The organism is Microbacterium sp. JZ70, assembly GCF_053903225.1.
The window spans coordinates 2,423,113-2,439,772 of the sequence record NZ_CP096405.1 but is presented as its reverse complement, the minus strand read 5'-3'; the positions used below and the strand labels follow the sequence as shown (position 1 = coordinate 2,439,772).

General features: G+C 72.6%; 16 protein-coding genes. 7 read left to right on the top strand and 9 right to left on the bottom strand.

What is annotated here, in order from left to right:
- Nucleotides 1-31 precede the first annotated feature (31 nt).
- On the top strand, nt 32-1,387 hold the full coding sequence (locus tag M1D46_RS11215; protein WP_456285568.1) for a glycoside hydrolase family 3 N-terminal domain-containing protein: 1,356 nt from the start codon (nt 32-34) through the stop codon (nt 1,385-1,387).
- On the opposite strand, the gene M1D46_RS11210 is transcribed toward M1D46_RS11215, so the two are convergent.
- The 5 genes from M1D46_RS11210 to M1D46_RS11190 are packed head-to-tail and all read right to left on the bottom strand — an operon-like array spanning nt 1,378 to nt 6,061.
- Nucleotides 1,378-2,277: a 3-methyladenine DNA glycosylase gene (locus M1D46_RS11210; protein ID WP_456285567.1), complete on the bottom strand. Its 900-nt coding sequence runs from the start codon at nt 2,275-2,277 to the stop codon at nt 1,378-1,380. The genes M1D46_RS11215 and M1D46_RS11210 overlap by 10 nt on opposite strands.
- Before the next feature lies 1 nt (nt 2,278).
- Complete coding sequence (locus tag M1D46_RS11205) at nt 2,279-3,559, bottom strand: M18 family aminopeptidase (protein ID WP_456285566.1); 1,281 nt, start codon at nt 3,557-3,559, stop codon at nt 2,279-2,281.
- 37 nt (nt 3,560-3,596) lie between these two features.
- Nucleotides 3,597-4,307, bottom strand: a complete 711-nt coding sequence (locus M1D46_RS11200) for an SOS response-associated peptidase (RefSeq protein WP_282977794.1) — start codon at nt 4,305-4,307, stop codon at nt 3,597-3,599.
- A 9-nt stretch (nt 4,308-4,316) separates the two neighbouring features.
- Nucleotides 4,317-5,348 (bottom strand): App1 family protein, encoded by a 1,032-nt coding sequence (locus M1D46_RS11195; RefSeq protein WP_271171925.1) that lies wholly within the window; start codon nt 5,346-5,348, stop codon nt 4,317-4,319.
- 5 nt (nt 5,349-5,353) lie between these two features.
- A complete protein-coding gene (locus tag M1D46_RS11190) occupies nt 5,354-6,061 on the bottom strand; it encodes a DedA family protein (RefSeq protein WP_456287162.1) in 708 nt (235 codons plus the stop codon).
- 110 nt (nt 6,062-6,171) lie between these two features.
- Here M1D46_RS11190 and leuS point away from each other — a divergent pair, with 110 nt between their 5' ends.
- From leuS to M1D46_RS11170, 4 genes are all read left to right on the top strand, one after another.
- Entirely contained in the window at nt 6,172-8,724 is a 2,553-nt protein-coding gene (gene leuS / locus M1D46_RS11185; protein ID WP_456285565.1) for a leucine--tRNA ligase, read from the top strand.
- A gap of 135 nt (nt 8,725-8,859) precedes the next feature.
- Nucleotides 8,860-9,474: a helix-hairpin-helix domain-containing protein gene (locus M1D46_RS11180; protein WP_456285564.1), complete on the top strand. Its 615-nt coding sequence runs from the start codon at nt 8,860-8,862 to the stop codon at nt 9,472-9,474.
- The gene (locus M1D46_RS11175; RefSeq protein ID WP_456285563.1) at nt 9,471-11,846 is read left to right on the top strand and encodes a ComEC/Rec2 family competence protein; all 2,376 of its coding nucleotides are present in this window, start codon (nt 9,471-9,473) and stop codon (nt 11,844-11,846) included. Before M1D46_RS11180 ends, M1D46_RS11175 begins: the two co-directional genes overlap by 4 nt.
- Nucleotides 11,846-12,505, top strand: a complete 660-nt coding sequence (locus M1D46_RS11170) for an NUDIX hydrolase (RefSeq protein ID WP_456285562.1) — start codon at nt 11,846-11,848, stop codon at nt 12,503-12,505. Before M1D46_RS11175 ends, M1D46_RS11170 begins: the two co-directional genes overlap by 1 nt.
- An 18-nt stretch (nt 12,506-12,523) precedes the next feature.
- Here M1D46_RS11170 and M1D46_RS11165 read toward each other — a convergent pair whose 3' ends face one another.
- Together M1D46_RS11165 and M1D46_RS11160 are read right to left on the bottom strand one after the other, a co-directional pair.
- Nucleotides 12,524-12,859, bottom strand: coding sequence for a hypothetical protein (locus tag M1D46_RS11165; protein ID WP_456285561.1), 336 nt, complete (start codon nt 12,857-12,859; stop codon nt 12,524-12,526).
- Between the two features lie 96 nt (nt 12,860-12,955).
- Nucleotides 12,956-13,372 carry a YccF domain-containing protein gene (locus M1D46_RS11160; protein ID WP_271171919.1) on the bottom strand — a complete coding sequence of 139 codons (417 nt, stop codon included), beginning with the start codon at nt 13,370-13,372 and terminating at the stop codon, nt 12,956-12,958.
- A gap of 75 nt (nt 13,373-13,447) precedes the next feature.
- Here M1D46_RS11160 and M1D46_RS11155 point away from each other — a divergent pair, with 75 nt between their 5' ends.
- Together M1D46_RS11155 and holA are read left to right on the top strand one after the other, a co-directional pair.
- Nucleotides 13,448-14,320, top strand: coding sequence for a transposase (locus M1D46_RS11155; RefSeq protein WP_456285560.1), 873 nt, complete (start codon nt 13,448-13,450; stop codon nt 14,318-14,320).
- A gap of 46 nt (nt 14,321-14,366) precedes the next feature.
- Nucleotides 14,367-15,407 (top strand): DNA polymerase III subunit delta, encoded by a 1,041-nt coding sequence (gene holA, locus M1D46_RS11150; RefSeq protein ID WP_456285559.1) that lies wholly within the window; start codon nt 14,367-14,369, stop codon nt 15,405-15,407.
- A gap of 69 nt (nt 15,408-15,476) precedes the next feature.
- Here the strand turns inward: holA and rpsT are convergent, their stop codons facing one another.
- Nucleotides 15,477-15,737, bottom strand: a complete 261-nt coding sequence (rpsT, locus tag M1D46_RS11145; protein ID WP_271171916.1) for a 30S ribosomal protein S20 — start codon at nt 15,735-15,737, stop codon at nt 15,477-15,479.
- Between the two features lie 145 nt (nt 15,738-15,882).
- A complete protein-coding gene (locus M1D46_RS11140; protein ID WP_456285558.1) occupies nt 15,883-16,617 on the bottom strand; it encodes an alpha/beta fold hydrolase in 735 nt (244 codons plus the stop codon).
- Between the last annotated feature and the right edge of the window lie 43 nt (nt 16,618-16,660).

Below are 16,660 nucleotides of genomic sequence, written 5' to 3'. Positions count from 1 at the left end.
CACAAACCGCGCCCCGGCTTAGCATTGCGCTATGGGGATGGCACACGGCGGGCGCGGCGGGATTCAGGGGCTCACGAGAGCGGCGGCCGCCATCGCCCTCACCGCGATCCTGCTCGGCGCGGCGCCCGCGACCGCAGCGCCCTCGGCCGCGCCGACGCCGACGCCGACGGCGTCGCCGACCGGCACCGCGGCGCCGTCGGAAACCGACGCGCCCGCCGAAGAGGGCGCGACCCCCGCGCCCTCGGAGAGCCCGAGCGAAGCGCCCACCGAGGCACCGGAGCCACCCGCGGAGCAGACCGTCCGCGTCGAGGCGGCCGATGCCGACGCGTACACCCAGCGAGCGGCGCAGATCGTCGCGGACATGACCCCCGAGCAGCGCGCCGGCACGGTGGTGATGGGCCACATCCCCTCGCGCGACGCCGACACCGTGCGCGCCTATCTCGCCGACAGCGATCTCGGCGGGTTCCTGCTCATGGGCGCGAACGTCGGCTGGGAGGAGCAGGTCCGCTCGCTCACCGACGCCATGGTCGTCGACCCCGCTCTGCCGCCGCTCATCGCCGTCGACCAGGAGGGCGGCTCCGTGTCGCGGCTCTACTGGGATCGCGCCGACTCCGCGCGGGCGCTGCGCGACGAGTCGCCGGGCGCGACCGAGGATGCGTTCGCGACGCGAGGCGCCCTCGTGGCGCGTGCCGGCATCGGCGTGAACTTCGGCATCGTCGCCGACACGACGTCCGACACGGGGTCGTTCATCTGGCGCCGTGTGCTCGGCGAGACGCCGAGCGACGCGACCTCACGTGTGGCCGCCGCGGTGACGGGCGAGGCCCCGTATGCGCTCTCGGCGCTCAAGCACTTCCCGGGTCACGGGGCCGTCCGCGAGGACTCGCACTTCACCATCCCCACGACCGACACGACGCTGTCGCAGTGGCGCTCGCGCGACGCGCGTCCGTTCTCCGCGGGCATCTCGGCGCAGGTGCCGCTCGTGATGACCGGGCATCTCGCCTACACGGCGGTCGACGCGGCGCCCGCGTCGCTCTCGCCGGAGTGGTACCGCATCCTCCGCGAGGAGCTCGGCTTCGAGGGCGTCGCGGTGACCGATGACCTGGGGATGCTCGTCCAGAGCCGCGTCCCCGCGTACCAGGACCCCGTGCAGAACGCGGTCACCGCGATCTCCGCCGGGGCCGACCTCGTCCTCAGCGTCGCGAGCTCGAACGCGCAGACCGCTCCGGACATGGCTGCGGGCATCGCCGCGGCGGTGGCGGCGGGAACGCTCCCCGAGGAGCGGCTCGCCGAGGCGGCCACGCGCGTCGTCGCACTGCGCCTGCAGGTCGCCGGCTCCGGGCGGTCGTTCCTGCCGTGCGAGGGGGAGTGCGCGGCGCCTCAGAGCTGATCGGATGACGGAGGCGCGCCCTGCCACGCCTCCAGGATCCGGCGGCGCAGCGCGTTCCCGCGCTCCGCGAACGCGCGCTGGCGTCGCACGTACTCCGCCTTGCCCTCGGGCGTCTCGATCGGCACCGGCTCGAAGCCCCAGTCCGCGAGGTCGTACGGTGACGCCTCCATGTCGAGACGCCGGATGTCTCTGGCGAGCTCGAAGGCGTCGAGCAGGAGCTCGCCGGGCACGAGCGGGCCGAGCTTGATCGCCCACTTGTAGACGTCCATCCCCGCGTGCAGGCAGCCGGGCTGCTCGCGCTCGGGCTGCCCGTCGCGCGTGAGGGCCTCGCGGTTGCGCGGAACGGCCTCGGGAGTGAAGAACCGGAACGCGTCGAAGTGCGTGCAGCGCAGCTCGTGCGCGTCGACGACGGCGTCGGTGCCGTCCTGGCCGAGCCGGAGGGGCTGCGGATGCCGGTGCGCACCCTGCCGGTAGACCATCGCCCACTCGTGGAGGCCGAAGCAGCCGAACTGCCCGGAGCGCGCCGCGGTGCGGCGCAGGATCGCGTCGATGAGCCCGACGAGCTGCGGCTTGGTCGCCTCGAACCCCGCGCGGTCGACGACGAGCCCGCCCGGATGCGCCCCCGCGGCGTACCAGCGCCACTGCGCGCGCTCGTCGGCGGCCGCGTCGTCGAGCTCGACACCCGCGCCGGGGTGCCAGCGCCTCAGCACAGCGGGCTTGTACGAGTAGTACGTGAAGAGGAAGTCCCACACGGGGTGCTTCTCTCCGCGGACCGCGCGCTCGCGGTGCCCGGCGGTGAGGGCGTCGGCGCGCTCCCGATGCGCCTCCTCTCGCGCGCGCCACTGCGCGCGCGAGAGGCGCGCGGGTGCGGCGGTCGCGACGGCGGGCATGTCAGCGCGCGAGGACGGCGGCCATGCCGCGGGAGAGGTACCAGGGATCGACGACTGCGGTGAGCTCGCGGGCCGAGTGCATCGAGAGGATGGGCACGCCGACGTCGACCGTGCGGATGCCCAGTCGGGTCGCCGAGATGGGCCCGATGGTCGAGCCGCAGGGGATGGCATTGTTCGAGACGAACTCCTGCGTCGGGATGCCCGCGGCGCGGCACGCGGCGGCCCAGGCCGCGGCGCCGTGCGCGTCGGTCGCGTAGCGCTGGTTCGCGTTGATCTTCAGGATGGGGCCGCCGCCGACCACGGGCTGGTTCGCGGGGTCGTGGCGCTCGGCGTAGTTGGGGTGCACGGCGTGACCCACGTCGCTCGACACGTGCAGCGACGCCGCGTAGGCGCGCGCCCTCTCCTCGGGGCCGGCCCCGAGCGCGGTCGAGATGCGCACGAGGACCTCCTCGTGGAACGGGCCGGCCGCTCCCGAGCGGGAGGCGCTGCCGATCTCCTCGTGGTCGAACGCGGCGAGCATCGCGATCGCGGAGACGGGGCGGGCGTCGCGGATGGCCGTGACGGCGGCGTGCGCCGAGAGCAGGTTGTCGAGACGGCCCGACGCGAACAGCCGGCCGTCGGCGCCGAACACGCGCGGCTCCTGGGTGTCGGCGACGACGAGGTCGTACCCGTCGATGCGGTCGGGCGCCGTGCCGGCGAGCGACGCGAGCGCTGCGAGGATGTCGGCGCTCTCGCGGTCGCCGAAGCCCCACACGGGCTGGGTGTGGCGCTGCTTGTCGAGGGCGAGGCCCTCGTTCACCGAGCGGTCGAGGTGCACGGCCAGCTGGGGGATGCGCAGGAGCGCGCCGGTGCGCACGAGGTGCTCGTCGCCATCCGACGTCACGACCCGCCCCGCGAGCTCGAGCTCGCGGTCGAGCCAGGAGTTGAGGAGCGGCCCGCCGTAGACCTCGACGCCGAGCTGCCACCATCCGCCCGGTCCGAAGGTCGTGGGCTTCGGCTTGAGCTTGAAGCCGGGGGAGTCCGTGTGGGCGCCCACGATCGCGAACGGCGTCGTGGCGCCGGCGGCCTCGGGCACCGCGAACGCGATCGCGGAGCCGTCCCGCACGACGACATACCGCCCGCCGGGCGCGATGTCCCACGCATCCGTCTCCGCGAGTCGAGCGAACCCGCTTGCGACGAGGCGGCGGGCGATCTCCTCGGCCGCGTGATACGACGACGGCGAAGCCGTGACGAAGGCGGCGAGATCCTCGATGTGGGCGCGTGCGGCGGCGGGGACGGTCATCCCTCCAGGGTATCGACCGGTTCGACGACGGCGGTCGTCAGTCGACCGGCTCGATGAGCTCGGGCGAGTCGTTGCGCACGTTGCCCACGGCCGCGCTCACGCGGTGGAAGGAGAGTCCTTCTGCGACGCGCGGCGCGTCGTCGAGCGCCGCGTCGAGGATGTCGAGGGGGTAGTCCACGTCGGTGTCGAGCCACGCGTCGGCGTGGTCGGCGTCGAGGAAGACGGGCATCCGCTGGTGGACGGAGCCGAGCTGGCCGATCGCGTCGCGCGTGAGGATCGTGAAGCTCAGCATCCAGCGGGCGGGGTCGTCGTCCGCCTTCGACGGATCCTTCCACCACTCGTAGAGGCCGGCGAGCAGCAGGGCCTCATCGTCCGACGGGTGGATGAAGAGCGGGATCTTGCCGTCCTCCGTGACCTGCCACTCGTAGTAGCCGCTCACCGGGACGACCGCGCGCCGCTTCTGGAGCGCGGGAGCGAACATCCGCTTCTCCTCGAGCTCCTCGGCGCGCGCGTTGAAGGCGCGCGAGCCGATCGACGGGTCCTTGGCCCAGGAGGGCACGAGGCCCCAGCGCGCCGGCTCAAGTCTCCGCGTCGGCGGGTCGGTCTTCGCGGAGTCGAGGACGATCGCGGCGCGCGCCGTGGGCGCCACGTTGAAGGAGGGCGCCGGCAGGTCGTCGGACACGAGGTCCACGCGCAGCTGGCCGACCAGTTCCGAGCCCACCCGGGCCACCACGAAGCGTCCGCACACGCTGGCAGGCTACGCCTTCAGGATGCCGACGGCCTCGAGCCGCTCGGCGAGCCCCGCACCGTCGTCGGCCGTCACCCACGGCACGCCGGCCGCGCTGTGGTCGTCGACGACCGTGCGGCCGCCGGCGAGCACCGCCTGAGCGGGCGAGAGCCGGCGGATGGCCACGGCCGAGACCGACGATGGATGCTCGCGCGTGAACTCGGTGTAGATCTCGTCGTCGTGCTGCCCGTCGTCGCCGATGAGCAGCCACGCGATGTCGGGGAACTCGTCGGCGAGCCGGCGCAGGTTCGTGCGCTTGTGGTCGGTGCCGCTGCGGAACCACCTGTCGTGCGTCGGCCCCCAGTCGGTGAGGAGCATCGCGCCGGGCGGGAAGAGATGACGCGACAGGAAGCCCGTCAGTGTGGGGGCGACGTTCCACGCGCCCGTCGAGAGGTAGAGCATGGGGGAGCCCGGGTTCTCGCGCACGATGCGCTCGAGCAGCACCGCCATGCCGGGCACGGGCTGGCGCGCGTGCGTGTGCAGGACGAACGAGTTCCACGCCGCGAGCAGGGGGCGCGGCAGCGCCGTGACCATGACGGTGTCGTCGATGTCGGACACGATCCCGAAGCGGACAGCGGGGTCGACGACGAAGACCCTGCCCGGGGTGGGCGTGCCGCCCTCGACCGACATGTGGAAGGTCTGCCATCCCGACGGGAGGTCGGCGGGGATGACCGCGTCGACGACGCCGCCGCGGTCGGCGACCACCTCGTGCGTCTCGCCGCCCACGGTCACCGTCACCTGCGCGAACGCGATGGGGATGCCCGCGAACGAGCGCCAGCCGCGCACGCTCGCCGCCTCGCCCTCGGGCGTGTGCTTGGGCGCGGGGACGATGAGCACGCGGCCGACGACCCGGATCCATCCCTCCCCGCCGTAGCCGGAGAACGGGACAGCGGTCGGCGTGCGGCCCTTCCGGCGCGCGACGCGCTCGCGCCACGCATGGAAGCGGCGCTCGAGGCGGGCGACCCAGTGGATCTTGCCTGGGGCGGGCGTCGTGGAGGGCATCGCCCTCAGTCTTCCATGCGCCCGGGTGCTCCGTCGGCGCCGGGCCCGGCGTGGTCCCCGGATGGGTCGTCGTCGCCCGCGTGGAGGTGGCGGTGCTCGAGGCGCGCGATGATCCGCTTCCCGAGGAGCACGAGCAGGAGGAACACCGCGATCGCGCCGACGAAGAGGTAGCCCGCGTAGTGGGCCTGGTCGGCGATCTCGCGGAAGCCGGTCGCGGCGCCCGCCGCGATCGAGACGTAGAGCGACGACCACAGGACGCAGGCGGGCAGCGTCCACGCGATGAAGCGCCGGTAGCCGTAGCCGCTCATCCCGACCGTGAGGGGGACGAGCGAGTGCAGGACGGGCAGGAACCGCGAGAGGAAGATCGCGATCCCGCCGCGCCGGCGCAGATAGCGCTCCGACCGCTGCCAGTTGCGCTCGCCGATGCGCCGGCCGAGCCAGGAGTGCCGGATGCGCGGCCCGAGCCAGCGCCCGAGAGCGAAGCCGATGCTCTCGCCGATGAGCGCGCCGAGCACGACGGCGGCGCCGAGGATGACCCCCTCGACGGGCGAGGCGACCGCGGTCGCGGCGACGATGACGACGGTGTCGCCGGGGACGACGAGCCCGACGAGGACGCTCGTCTCGAGCATGATCGCGAGCCCCGCGAGCGCGGTTCTCAGGACGGGGTCGACCGACCCCACGACGTCCAGGATCCACAGGAGGATCTCGTTGATCACGTGCCGAGCATACGAGACGACGGCGCGCGCTAACCTGGAGTCTCCCGATCTCCCGCCGCGCGGCTCCCCGCGCGGCGCGTTTCGATTCCGATTGGCTTCATCGCACCGTGTCGCAGAACCCCGCAGAGCATCCCGAGAACGACATCCACGCCGTCCAGGCGAAGTGGCAGCGCTACTGGAACGACCACGGGACGTTCCTCGCCGGCGGGGACGCCGACACCCGTCCGCGCAAGTACGTGCTCGCGATGTTCCCGTACCCCTCGGGCGACCTGCACATGGGGCACGCCGAGAACTACCTCTACAGCGACATCGTCGCGCGCTTCTGGCGTCACCGCGGCTACAACGTCCTGCAGCCGATCGGCTGGGACTCGTTCGGCCTGCCCGCCGAGAACGCGGCCATCCAGCGCGGGGCGGACCCGAGCCGCTGGACGTACGACAACATCGCGCAGCAGCGCGACAGCCTGAAGGCGTACGGCGTCTCGTTCGACTGGAGCCGCGTGCTCCACACGAGCGACGAGGACTACTACCGCTGGAACCAGTGGCTGTTCCTGCAGCTGCACGAGCGCGGCCTGGCCTACCGCAAGGAGAGCCCGGTCAACTGGTGCCCCAACGACCAGACGGTGCTCGCGAACGAGCAGGTCGTCGACGGCCACTGCGAGCGCTGCGGCGCCGAGGTCGTGAAGAAGAAGCTCACGCAGTGGTACTTCAAGATCACGGAGTACGCCGATCGCCTGCTGGACGACCTGAACCAGCTCGAGGGATTCTGGCCGCACAAGGTGCTGCAGATGCAGCGCAACTGGATCGGCCGCTCGGTCGGCGCCGACATCGACTTCGAGATCGAGGGCCGTGACGAGAAGGTGACGGTCTTCTCGACGCGCCCCGACACGCTGCACGGCGCCACCTTCATGGTCGTCGCGCCCGACAGCGACCTCGCCGCCGAGCTCGCGGCCGGCTCGTCGCCCGAGGTGCGGATGGCCTTCCAGGACTACCTCGACCAGGTGCGCAAGCAGACCGAGATCGAGCGTCAGAACACCGACCGGCCGAAGACGGGCCTTTTCCTCGACCGCTACGCGATCAACCCCGTCAACGGCGAGCGCCTGCCGATCTGGGCCGCCGACTACGTGCTGGCCGACTACGGGCACGGCGCCGTCATGGCCGTGCCCGCGCACGACCAGCGCGACCTCGACTTCGCGATCGCCTTCGACCTGCCCGTGCGCGTGGTCGTCGACACCACGGCGCCCGTGACCGGCGCGATCCCCGTGATCGAGGTCGACGAGGACGGCGTGCCGATCGACCCCATGCCGCTCGACGACCCCAAGGAGACGGGCGTCGCGCTCACGGGCGAGGGCCGTCTCATCAACTCGGGCGCGCTCGACGGCCTGTCGAAGCGCAACGCGATCACGCGCGTCATCGAGCAGCTCGAAGCCGCGGGAACGGGGCGCGCGGCCAAGCAGTACCGCCTGCGCGACTGGCTGATCTCGCGTCAGCGGTACTGGGGCACGCCCATCCCGATGCTGCACACGGAGGACGGCCGCGTCGTGCCGGTGCCCGAGGACCAGCTGCCGGTGCGCCTGCCGAGCGCCGAGGGCCTCGACCTCAAGCCGAAGGGCAAGTCGCCGCTCGGCGCCGCGACCGAGTGGGTGACGACGACCGAGCCCGAGACGGGCGCGCCCGCGCTCCGCGACCCCGACACGATGGACACGTTCGTCGACAGCTCGTGGTACTTCCTGCGGTTCCTGTCGCCGGGTCTGCAGGACGCTCCGTTCGCCCCGCAGGACGCCGACCGCTGGGCGCCCGTGGACGCCTACATCGGCGGCGTCGAGCACGCCATCCTGCACCTGCTGTACGCACGCTTCATCACGAAGGTGCTGTTCGACATGGGCAGGGTCGACTTCACCGAGCCGTTCTCGTCGCTCATCAACCAGGGCATGGTCATCCTCGACGGCGCCAAGATGTCGAAGTCGAAGGGCAACCTCGTGCTCTTCAGCGACGAGCTCGCCGCGCACGGCGCCGACGTCCTGCGCGTCGCGCTGGCGTTCGCGGGCCCGGTCGAGGACGACAAGGACTGGAAGGACGTCTCGACGACCGGCGCGCACAAGTTCCTGCAGCGCGCGCTGCGCATCGCGCATGAGGTGTCGAGCCCGACCGACGTCGTCTGGGCCGAGGGCGACGTCGCGCTGCGCCGGGTCACGCACCGCCTGCTCGCGGAGGCGCCGACGCTCGTCGAGCAGACGAAGTTCAACGTCGTCGTCGCGCGCCTCATGGAGCTCGTCAACGCCATCCGCAAGACGATCGACTCGGGTGCCGGCGCGGCCGACCCGGCCGTCCGCGAGGCCGCCGAGGTCACGGCGATGGTCCTCGACCTCTTCGCTCCGCACACGGCGGAGGAGATGTGGGAGATCCTCGGCTACGAGCCCTCGGTGGGACTCGTCACGTGGCGGAACGCCGACCCGACGCTCCTCGTCGAGGACAAGGTCACCGCGGTCGTGCAGATCGACGGCAAGGTGCGCGCGACGCTCGAGGTGCCGGCCAAGATCGACGGGCCGTCGCTCGAGCACCTCGCACGCTCGGACGAGCGCATCACGCGCGCGCTCGGCGACCGCGCCATCACGCGCGCGATCGTCCGTCCGCCGAAGGTCGTGAGCTTCTCGACGAAGTAGGACGCGTTCGACGAGGCCGGCATCCCACGCGGGGCGCCGGCCTCGCCGTGTGCACAGGGTCGTGCGTGCGGCGCGTCGCGGCAGGAGGCGCCGGTCGCCCCGCGAACGCCGAATCGGCCGCCGTAGCGTGGCGGAGTGACGGCAGAGACGGGCTTCCGCTCGCCGCGCGCCCGTCTCGGCGCCGGCGCGGTCGTCCTGCTCGTGCTGGGCGCTCTCGGGGTGACGGTCGCGCTCGGCGTGTGGCGCGGCGCGGCCTCGCCCGTCGAGGAGGTCGTCGTCACCCCCGCTCCGAGCGCGAGCGCGGTCGCGGTCGAGCCCGGGCAGCTGTACGTGCATGTGCACGGCGCGGTCGCCGAACCCGGCCTGTACGTGCTCGCGGCGGGGGCGCGCGTCGTCGATGCGATCTCCGCCGCGGGCGGCTTCGCCGACGATGCGGACTCGGGGGCGGTGAACCTCGCGCGTCCGCTCGCCGACGGCGAGCAGCTCGCGGTGCCCGTCGTCGGCGAGGCCCCTCCCGCGCCGCCGCCCGGAGGCACGGCCGCCCCGGGCGGCACAGACGCGCTCGTCTCGCTCAACAGCGCGGACCAGGCCGCGCTCGAGACGCTGCCGCGCATCGGCCCTGCGCTCGCCGAGCGCATCATCGCGTGGCGCGACGAGAACGGCCCGTTCACGGCGATCGAGGACCTGCTCGCGGTGCCGGGGATCGGCGACAAGATGCTCGAGACGCTGCGACCGCTGGTGACGCTGTGACCGGCGTGCGCGACGTGCGGCTCCTCGTGATCGCCGGGGCCGTGTGGGGTGCCGCGTTCGCGAGCGTGCTGTGGCCCGACGCCGCGACCGCGATCGCGGTCGGGCTCTGGTGCGTGTCGGCCACGGCATGCGGATGGCTGTGCGCGGCTCGCGGACGAAGGGCGCGTCGCGCGGCGGTGCCCCTGCTCGCGATCGCTCTCGGCCTGGGAGCCGCCGTCTCGACGCACGTCGGGTTCGCGGCCCCCGCCCGCGGCGAGCTGACCGCTCTCGTCGCGCGCGCGGGCCGCGTCGTGGAGATCGACGGTGTCGTGTCGAGCAAGGTCCGGCCCCTGCGGGACACGCTGTGGTTCGAGGTCGAGACCACCGCCATCCGCGTGGGCAGGGAGCAGCGCGCGGCGGCCGCCACCGTGACGGTCTCGGTCGAGCGCGACGCGCTCGCGGGTGCTGCGCTCGATCTGGGGTCGACCGTCGCGCTGCGGGGAGGCGCTCGGGCCGCCGACCCGGGCGACCGGGCCGTGCTCGTCCTGTTCGCCGACCGCGGCTCCGTCGTGCGCGGCCCGCCGCACGTGCTCGGGGTGATGAGCGACCTGCGCGACGGCTTCGTCCACGACGTCGCGGCGGGGCTTCCCGAGCCGGGCGCCGGGCTGCTCCCCGGCCTCGCGGTCGGCGACACCCGCGCGGTGTCGGCCGACCTCGACGCCGCGATGAAGGCCTCGTCGCTCACGCATCTGACCGCGGTCAGCGGGGCGAACTGCGCGATCGTGACCGGGCTCGCGTTCGCACTCGCGGCGCTGATCCGATTGCCTCGGTGGGCTCGCGTCGGGGCGGCGCTCGCCGCGCTGGGCGGGTTCGTGCTGCTCGTGACGCCCGAGCCGAGCGTGGTGCGGGCGGCGACGATGGCCGTGATCGCGATGCTCGGGCTGCTCCTGGGCCGCGCGGGCGCGGGCGCCGCGGCACTGGGAGGCGCCGCGATCGTCCTGCTGCTTCTCGACCCGTGGCTCGCGACGTCGTTCGGGTTCGTGCTCTCGGCGCTCGCGACGGGTGCGCTGCTGCTGCTCGCGGGGCCGCTCGCACGCGGGCTCGAGCGCTGGCTGCCTCGCGCGCTCGCCCTGGGGATCGCGGTGCCGCTCGCCGCGCAGATCGCATGCGCACCCGTGATCGTCCTGCTCGCGCCCGCGGTGCCCGTGTACGGCGTCGTGGCGAACATGATCGCGGCGCCAGCGGCCCCGCTTGCGACGGTGGTCGGGATGCTCGCGTGCGTCCTGCAGGGTATGCCGGTGGTCGCCGACGGGCTCGCCGCGATCGCCTGGGTGCCTTCCGCCTGGATCGCGCAGACCGCGGTGCTGTTCTCGGGCCTGCCGACGGCCTCCGTGCCATGGTGGGGCGGCGCTGCCGGCTTCGCCTCGCTCGCGCTGGTCGGCGCGTGCGTGGTCATCGTGCTCGTGCGTCCCGAGACTGTTCCCGCGCGACTGCGGCGCGCTGCCGGCGCATCGCTCGCGGTCGTCGTGGGCGTCGTGTCCGGCTCGACGGCGCTCACGGGCGTCGCCGGGCCGCTCACAGCGCCGACGAGCTGGAGTGTCGCCCTGTGCGACATCGGCCAGGGCGACGCCGTGCTGCTGCACTCGGAGGGGGCCGTTGCGCTCGTCGACACCGGGCCCGAACCCGAGCGTCTCGCCTCGTGCCTGAACCGTCTGGGCGTCGGGCGGATCGACCTGCTCGTCGTCACGCACTTCGATCTCGATCACGTCGGCGGGATCGCGGCCGTGAGCGGGCGCGTGGACACGGCCCTTCACGGCCCGCTCGGAGCGGATGGGGCGCAGTGGCTCGCGCACGTGGATGAAGCGCGCCTCGTCGACGCATCGAACGGGATGAGCGGCGTGCTCGGCGGCGCCGCATGGCGGGTGCTCTGGCCTCAGCCCGAGAGCCGCGCGTTCCCCGAGGGGAACGATGCGAGCGTGGTGCTCGAGATCGCGGGAGGCGGCATCCCGCGATCGCTTCTGCTCGGCGATCTCGGCGCGTCGTCGCAGTCGGCGCTGCGGGCGACCGGCGGCGTGTCGGGGAGGTACGACGTCGTGAAGGTCGCGCACCACGGCAGCGCGGATCAGGACGCCGAGCTCTATCGGATCGCGCGTCCCGCGCTCGCGCTCATCGGCGTGGGCGCGGACAACGACTACGGCCATCCGGCCGCGAGCATCCTCGCGGAGCTGCGGGCCGTCGGCGCCACCGTAGCGCGCACGGACGAGGACGGTCTCGTTCTCGTCGGCCAGAGCGAGGACGGCGTGCCCTGGCTATGGCGGGAACGGCCGCGCGAGTCGGAGCCCGCGGAACCCCTGGACGATGATGTCAGTGCACGTTCTCGCGAGAGAAGATGATGAACCGCGCAGAGGAAGTCGAGGCGGCGATGACGGAGCACGAGCCGGAGCGGGTCGGGGAATGGACGCTCGTCGCGACCCGTCGCGCGTACGACGGATTCACGAAGGTCGACCGGCGCACCTACGAACTCCCGGATGGCCGCGTGTCGGACTGGGACGTCGTCGTGAGCCCCGACTCGGTCGCGGTCCTGGCGCTCACGGCGGAGCTGCGGGTCGTGGTCTTCGAGCAGTTCCGGGTCGGTGCAGGCGTCGTCCTCGACGAGGTTCCGGGGGGCTACGTCGATGAGGGCGAGTCGCCCCTGGACGCTGCACGGCGTGAGCTCCTCGAGGAGACGGGCTATCTGGCCGAGAGGCTCGTGTACCTGGGCTCCGAGTGGCTTGCAGCGAACGCGAACCGCAGGAAGCACCTGGTGCTCGCGCTGTCGGCTCGACGGGACGGCGCAACAAGCCGCGAGCCCGAGGAGCTCGGTCGTGTCCGCGAAGTGCCTGTCGGGGAGTTCCTGCGGAAGGTCGTGGAAGGCGACTCCACCGACGCAGGCACGCTCTCACGGGGCCTGCTGTCTGTTCTCATCGCGACGGATGGCGGTGCCGCCGTCATCGACGTCCTGAATCGCGGCGTGCGCGAGCCCGCGGCGGCCGAGGGCATGACGTCGAACTGAGCTGCGGCCTCAGATGCCTCAGCTCGCGAGGAATCGCACGGGCAGGTCGGCGATGGCCAGGCCCGCGGCGCGGAGGGCCCTTTCGATCTCTCCCCGGTCGTCAGTGGGAGCTGCGATCTGCACTCGCTCGACGCCGTCGACCCGCGTGCCGCTGTCATCCGCCCAGAAGCTCGTGACCGAATGGTCCCCGACGAGCTCTCTCAGGAGCGCGACGTACTCGTCGCTCTCCCCGTCGGCGATCGTCACGGCCAGGAAGGGGGAGTTGACCTCGATGCTCTCGGCGCGGTCAATCCACGAGTACAGGGTGACGCCCGCGGCGACAACGGCGATGGCCGACAGGAGAAGGGCCGACACTCGAATGACCCTGGCGGCCGATGACCGCCGCGTCGTGGGCTGGGTGCGCGGTTCCACGTCGGCTCGCAGGGCGCAGGGCCAGGTCCGGTCGCTTGCTCAGATCCGCATCGAGCCGAGCGTCGCGAAGGCCTGGTCGCTCGGCACGATGCGCTTGCCGAGAGGCGTGAGCGTCACGGGGATGATCTTGATCTCCGCGATCGCGAGCGGGATGCCGATGATCGTCACGGCGAGCGCTGCGGCGCTCAGGATGTGCCCGATGACGAGCCAGATGCCCGCGACGAGGATCCAGATCACGTTGCCGATCGTCGACGCGACACCGGCCGTGGGGCGATCGATGACCGTGCGCCCGAACGGCCACAGCACGTAGTTCGCGATGCGGAACGAGGCGATGCCCCACGGGATCGTCACGATGAGGATGCAGCAGAGGATGCCCGCGAGGAAGTAGCCGATCGCGAGCGGCAGGCCCGCGAGCACGAGCCAGATGACGTTGAGGATCACGCGAAGCAGGGCCATGGCCCCATCATGACAGAGGCGCCCCCGGCCGCGGCCGTCCGGCGTCCGGCGTCCGGCGTCCGGCACAATGGCTCCATGCCCGCGGACTCCGACGCGACCCTCAACGCGATCGCGGCCGAGCTCTCGGTCGTCCCGCCGCGGGATTTCGTCTCCGCGCGCGCGGCCCGGGCGAAGCAGATCGACGACCGGGCGCTCGCGTCCGAGGTGAAGGCGCTGCGCAAGCCCGTTCTCGCTGCGTGGGCGGTCAACGTGCTCGCTCAGGAGCGGCGTGCGGAGCTCGACCGGCTTCTCGAGGTGGCTTCGGCGCTCCGCGACGCGCAATCGGCTCTGGACGCCCGCCGGCTGGCGGAGCTCGGACGGGAGCGCCGGAGCGTCGTCGCGAAGTTGACGGAGCTCGTCTCGCAGCTGGCGGAGGCCCGCGGGGAGCGGCTCTCACCGAGCACGGTCGAGGCCGTGCGCGAGACGCTCAACGCGGCGGTGTTCGACGCGGATGCCGCGGCCGCCGTCGCGTCGGGACGGCTGACGCGCCCGCTCGAGGCGTCGGGTGGGTTCTCCGTCGACCTCGAGGGAGCGATCGCGGGTGGGGCAGCGGACGCGCCCGTCTCGCCGCCGCGGAAGGACTCGCCGCGCTCCGCGAAGGAGAGCGCCGCCGTCGCGCGGTCGCGGGCGAAGGCCGAGCGGGCCGTCCGTGCGGCCGAGAAGGACGCCGCGGCGTCAGCTCGGTCTCTCGCCGAGGCCACCGAGCGACGCGAGCGCGCGCACGAGAAGGCAGAAGCGCTCGAGGAGCGCGTGGAGAAGCTGCGCCAAGACCTCGCAGCGGCGGAGCGGGATCTGGCCGAGGTACTCGAGCGGATCGACGACCTCGACGCCCAGGTGGCGGACGCCGAGAAGCGCGACGCAGAGGCTCAGGCCGCGGTCGACGCGGCCCGTGCCGACCTCCCCGAGTAGCGGTCGCTCCCGGGTCGGTGTCGGCACACGCCGGTAGGCTGGATGAATGGCCGCTGCACCCCGCAAGACTCCCGCGAAGGCGACGAAGACGGCCATCCCGCAGCTGCCGTGGCGGCGTCCGGAGCCCGCGCCGATCGTGCTCGTGTCCGGCCCCGAGGAGGTCTGCGCCGAGCGCGCGATCGCGGGTGTGCGGGACTACCTCAAGGCCGAGGATCCGTCACTCGAGATCACCGACATCGTCGCGTCGGACTACACGTCCGGCATGCTGCTCGCGGTCACCTCGCCCTCGCTCTTCGGCGAGCCGCGCCTCGTGCGGGTGTCCGGCGTCGAGAAGTGCAGCGACGCGTTCCTCACCGAGGCGCTCGCGTACATCGAGGCGCCGCAGGAGGGCGCGACGCTCATCCTGCGCCACAACGGCGCGACCGTCCGCGGCAAGAAGCTGCTCGACGCCATCCGCTCGGGCGTCGGGGGCGGGGTCGAGGTTCCGTGCCCGGCCGTCAAGCGCGACGCCGACCGGTTCGACTTCGCGGCGGGGGAGTTCAAGGCCGCCGAACGGCGCATCGCCCCGAAGGCCCTCCAGGCGCTCACGCAGGCGTTCACGGGCGAGCTGGCCGAGCTCGCGGCCGCGTGCCAGCAGCTCATCTCGGACGTCGAGGGCGACATCACCGAGGACGTCGTGTCGCGCTACTACGGGGGACGCGTCGAGACGAACGCCTTCACGGTCGCCGACACCGCGATCGCCGGACGCTACGGAGAGGCGCTCGTCGCGCTGCGGCACGCCCTCGACTCCGGGGCGGATCCCGTGCCGCTCGTCGCCGCGTTCGCGATGAAGGTGCGCACGATGGCGCGCGTCGCGGGCTCGCGCGAGCCGTCGCGGCAGCTCGCGAACCGGCTCGGGATGAAGGACTGGCAGGTCGACCGCGCGCGCCGCGATCTCCAGTCGGGCTGGAACGACCGCGCGCTCGCGCTGGCCATCCAGGCGATCGCGCGGGCCGATGCCGAGGTCAAGGGCGCGTCGCGCGACCCCTTCTTCGCCCTCGAGCGGATGGTCACGGTCGTGGCGACGCGCGCTCCGTTCGGGCGCTGAGGCAGAACGCCGCGGACAGCAGAAGGCCCGCCCCGCTGACGCGGGACGGGCCTTCGACATGCACGCGGCTCAGAGCGACGAGACCTGCTTCGCGATGCCCGACTTGCGGTTCGCGGCCTGGTTCTTGTGGATGACGCCCTTGCTCACGGCCTTGTCGAGCTTCTTCGACGCCTTGGCGAGGGCGGCCTCGGCGGCGGCCTTGTCGCCGGCGGCGATGGCCTCGCGCGTCTTGCGGACGAGCGACTTCAGCTCGCTCTTGACGGCCTTGTTGCGCTCGCGCGCCTTCTCGTTGGTCTTGATGCGCTTGATCTGCGACTTGATGTTTGCCACGTCGAATGACTTTCGTTCGGAGTGATTCGGATGGTCGTATGACGGCCATCCGAGTGTGCTTCTTCAGTTGCCGCGTGACGAGAGAGGGGCGTCGTACGGCTGTGTGGGTGGCCCCACACGCAAGCCAAGGGTCAATGCTACCAGGTCATGCCTGGGCGGCCGTGCTCTCGACGACCGCGATCGCGAGATCCAGCACGGCCGAGAAGGCCGCGGGGCGCATCGTCGTCACGAGGTGCGTCGACCGCGGGACGACGATGAGCTCCGCATGGGGCACGAGGCGCGTGAACAGTCGCTCGTGCAGGCGGAGCTGATCCCATTCGCCGTTGACGAACCACACGGGCATCGTCAGGCGCGTGAGCGCGGTGCGGATGTCCAGGGTCGCGAGGCTCGCGAGGGCCGCGTCCTCGGAGCGGAGGGCATAGCCGCCCGCGCCGAGGTCGGTTCGCGTCTCCTCGGGGAGCGTCGCGCGGAGGATCCGCTGCACGAGCCACATGCCGTTGCCGGGCATCCGCTGCATGCCGCGCAGGAGCATCCGGTACAGCGCGAGCCCGGCGCCGCGGGGGAGCGCGGTCGCGCCCACGGCGACGAAGGCGGCGACGGGAGCGGCGTCGTCTCGCGCGAGATACGCCGTCGAGAGGATGCCGCCCATGGAATGCCCGACGAGCAGGACCGGGCCCGCCTCGCCGGCCGAGCGGAGGGCGCGATCGAGCGTCGCGAAGGCCTCCTCGAGCGACCATTCCTCGTCCATGCGCGAGCCGTGGCCGGGCAGGTCCAGCGCGTGCACGTCGACGCCGCGCCCCTGCAGATGGAGGACCTGCGTGCGCCACATGGTCGCGGATGTCCGGATGCCGTGAACGAGGACGACCTGGACACCGCTCATGCGCGCCATCGTATCCGGACAGGCGAAGGGGCCGACGGCGTCG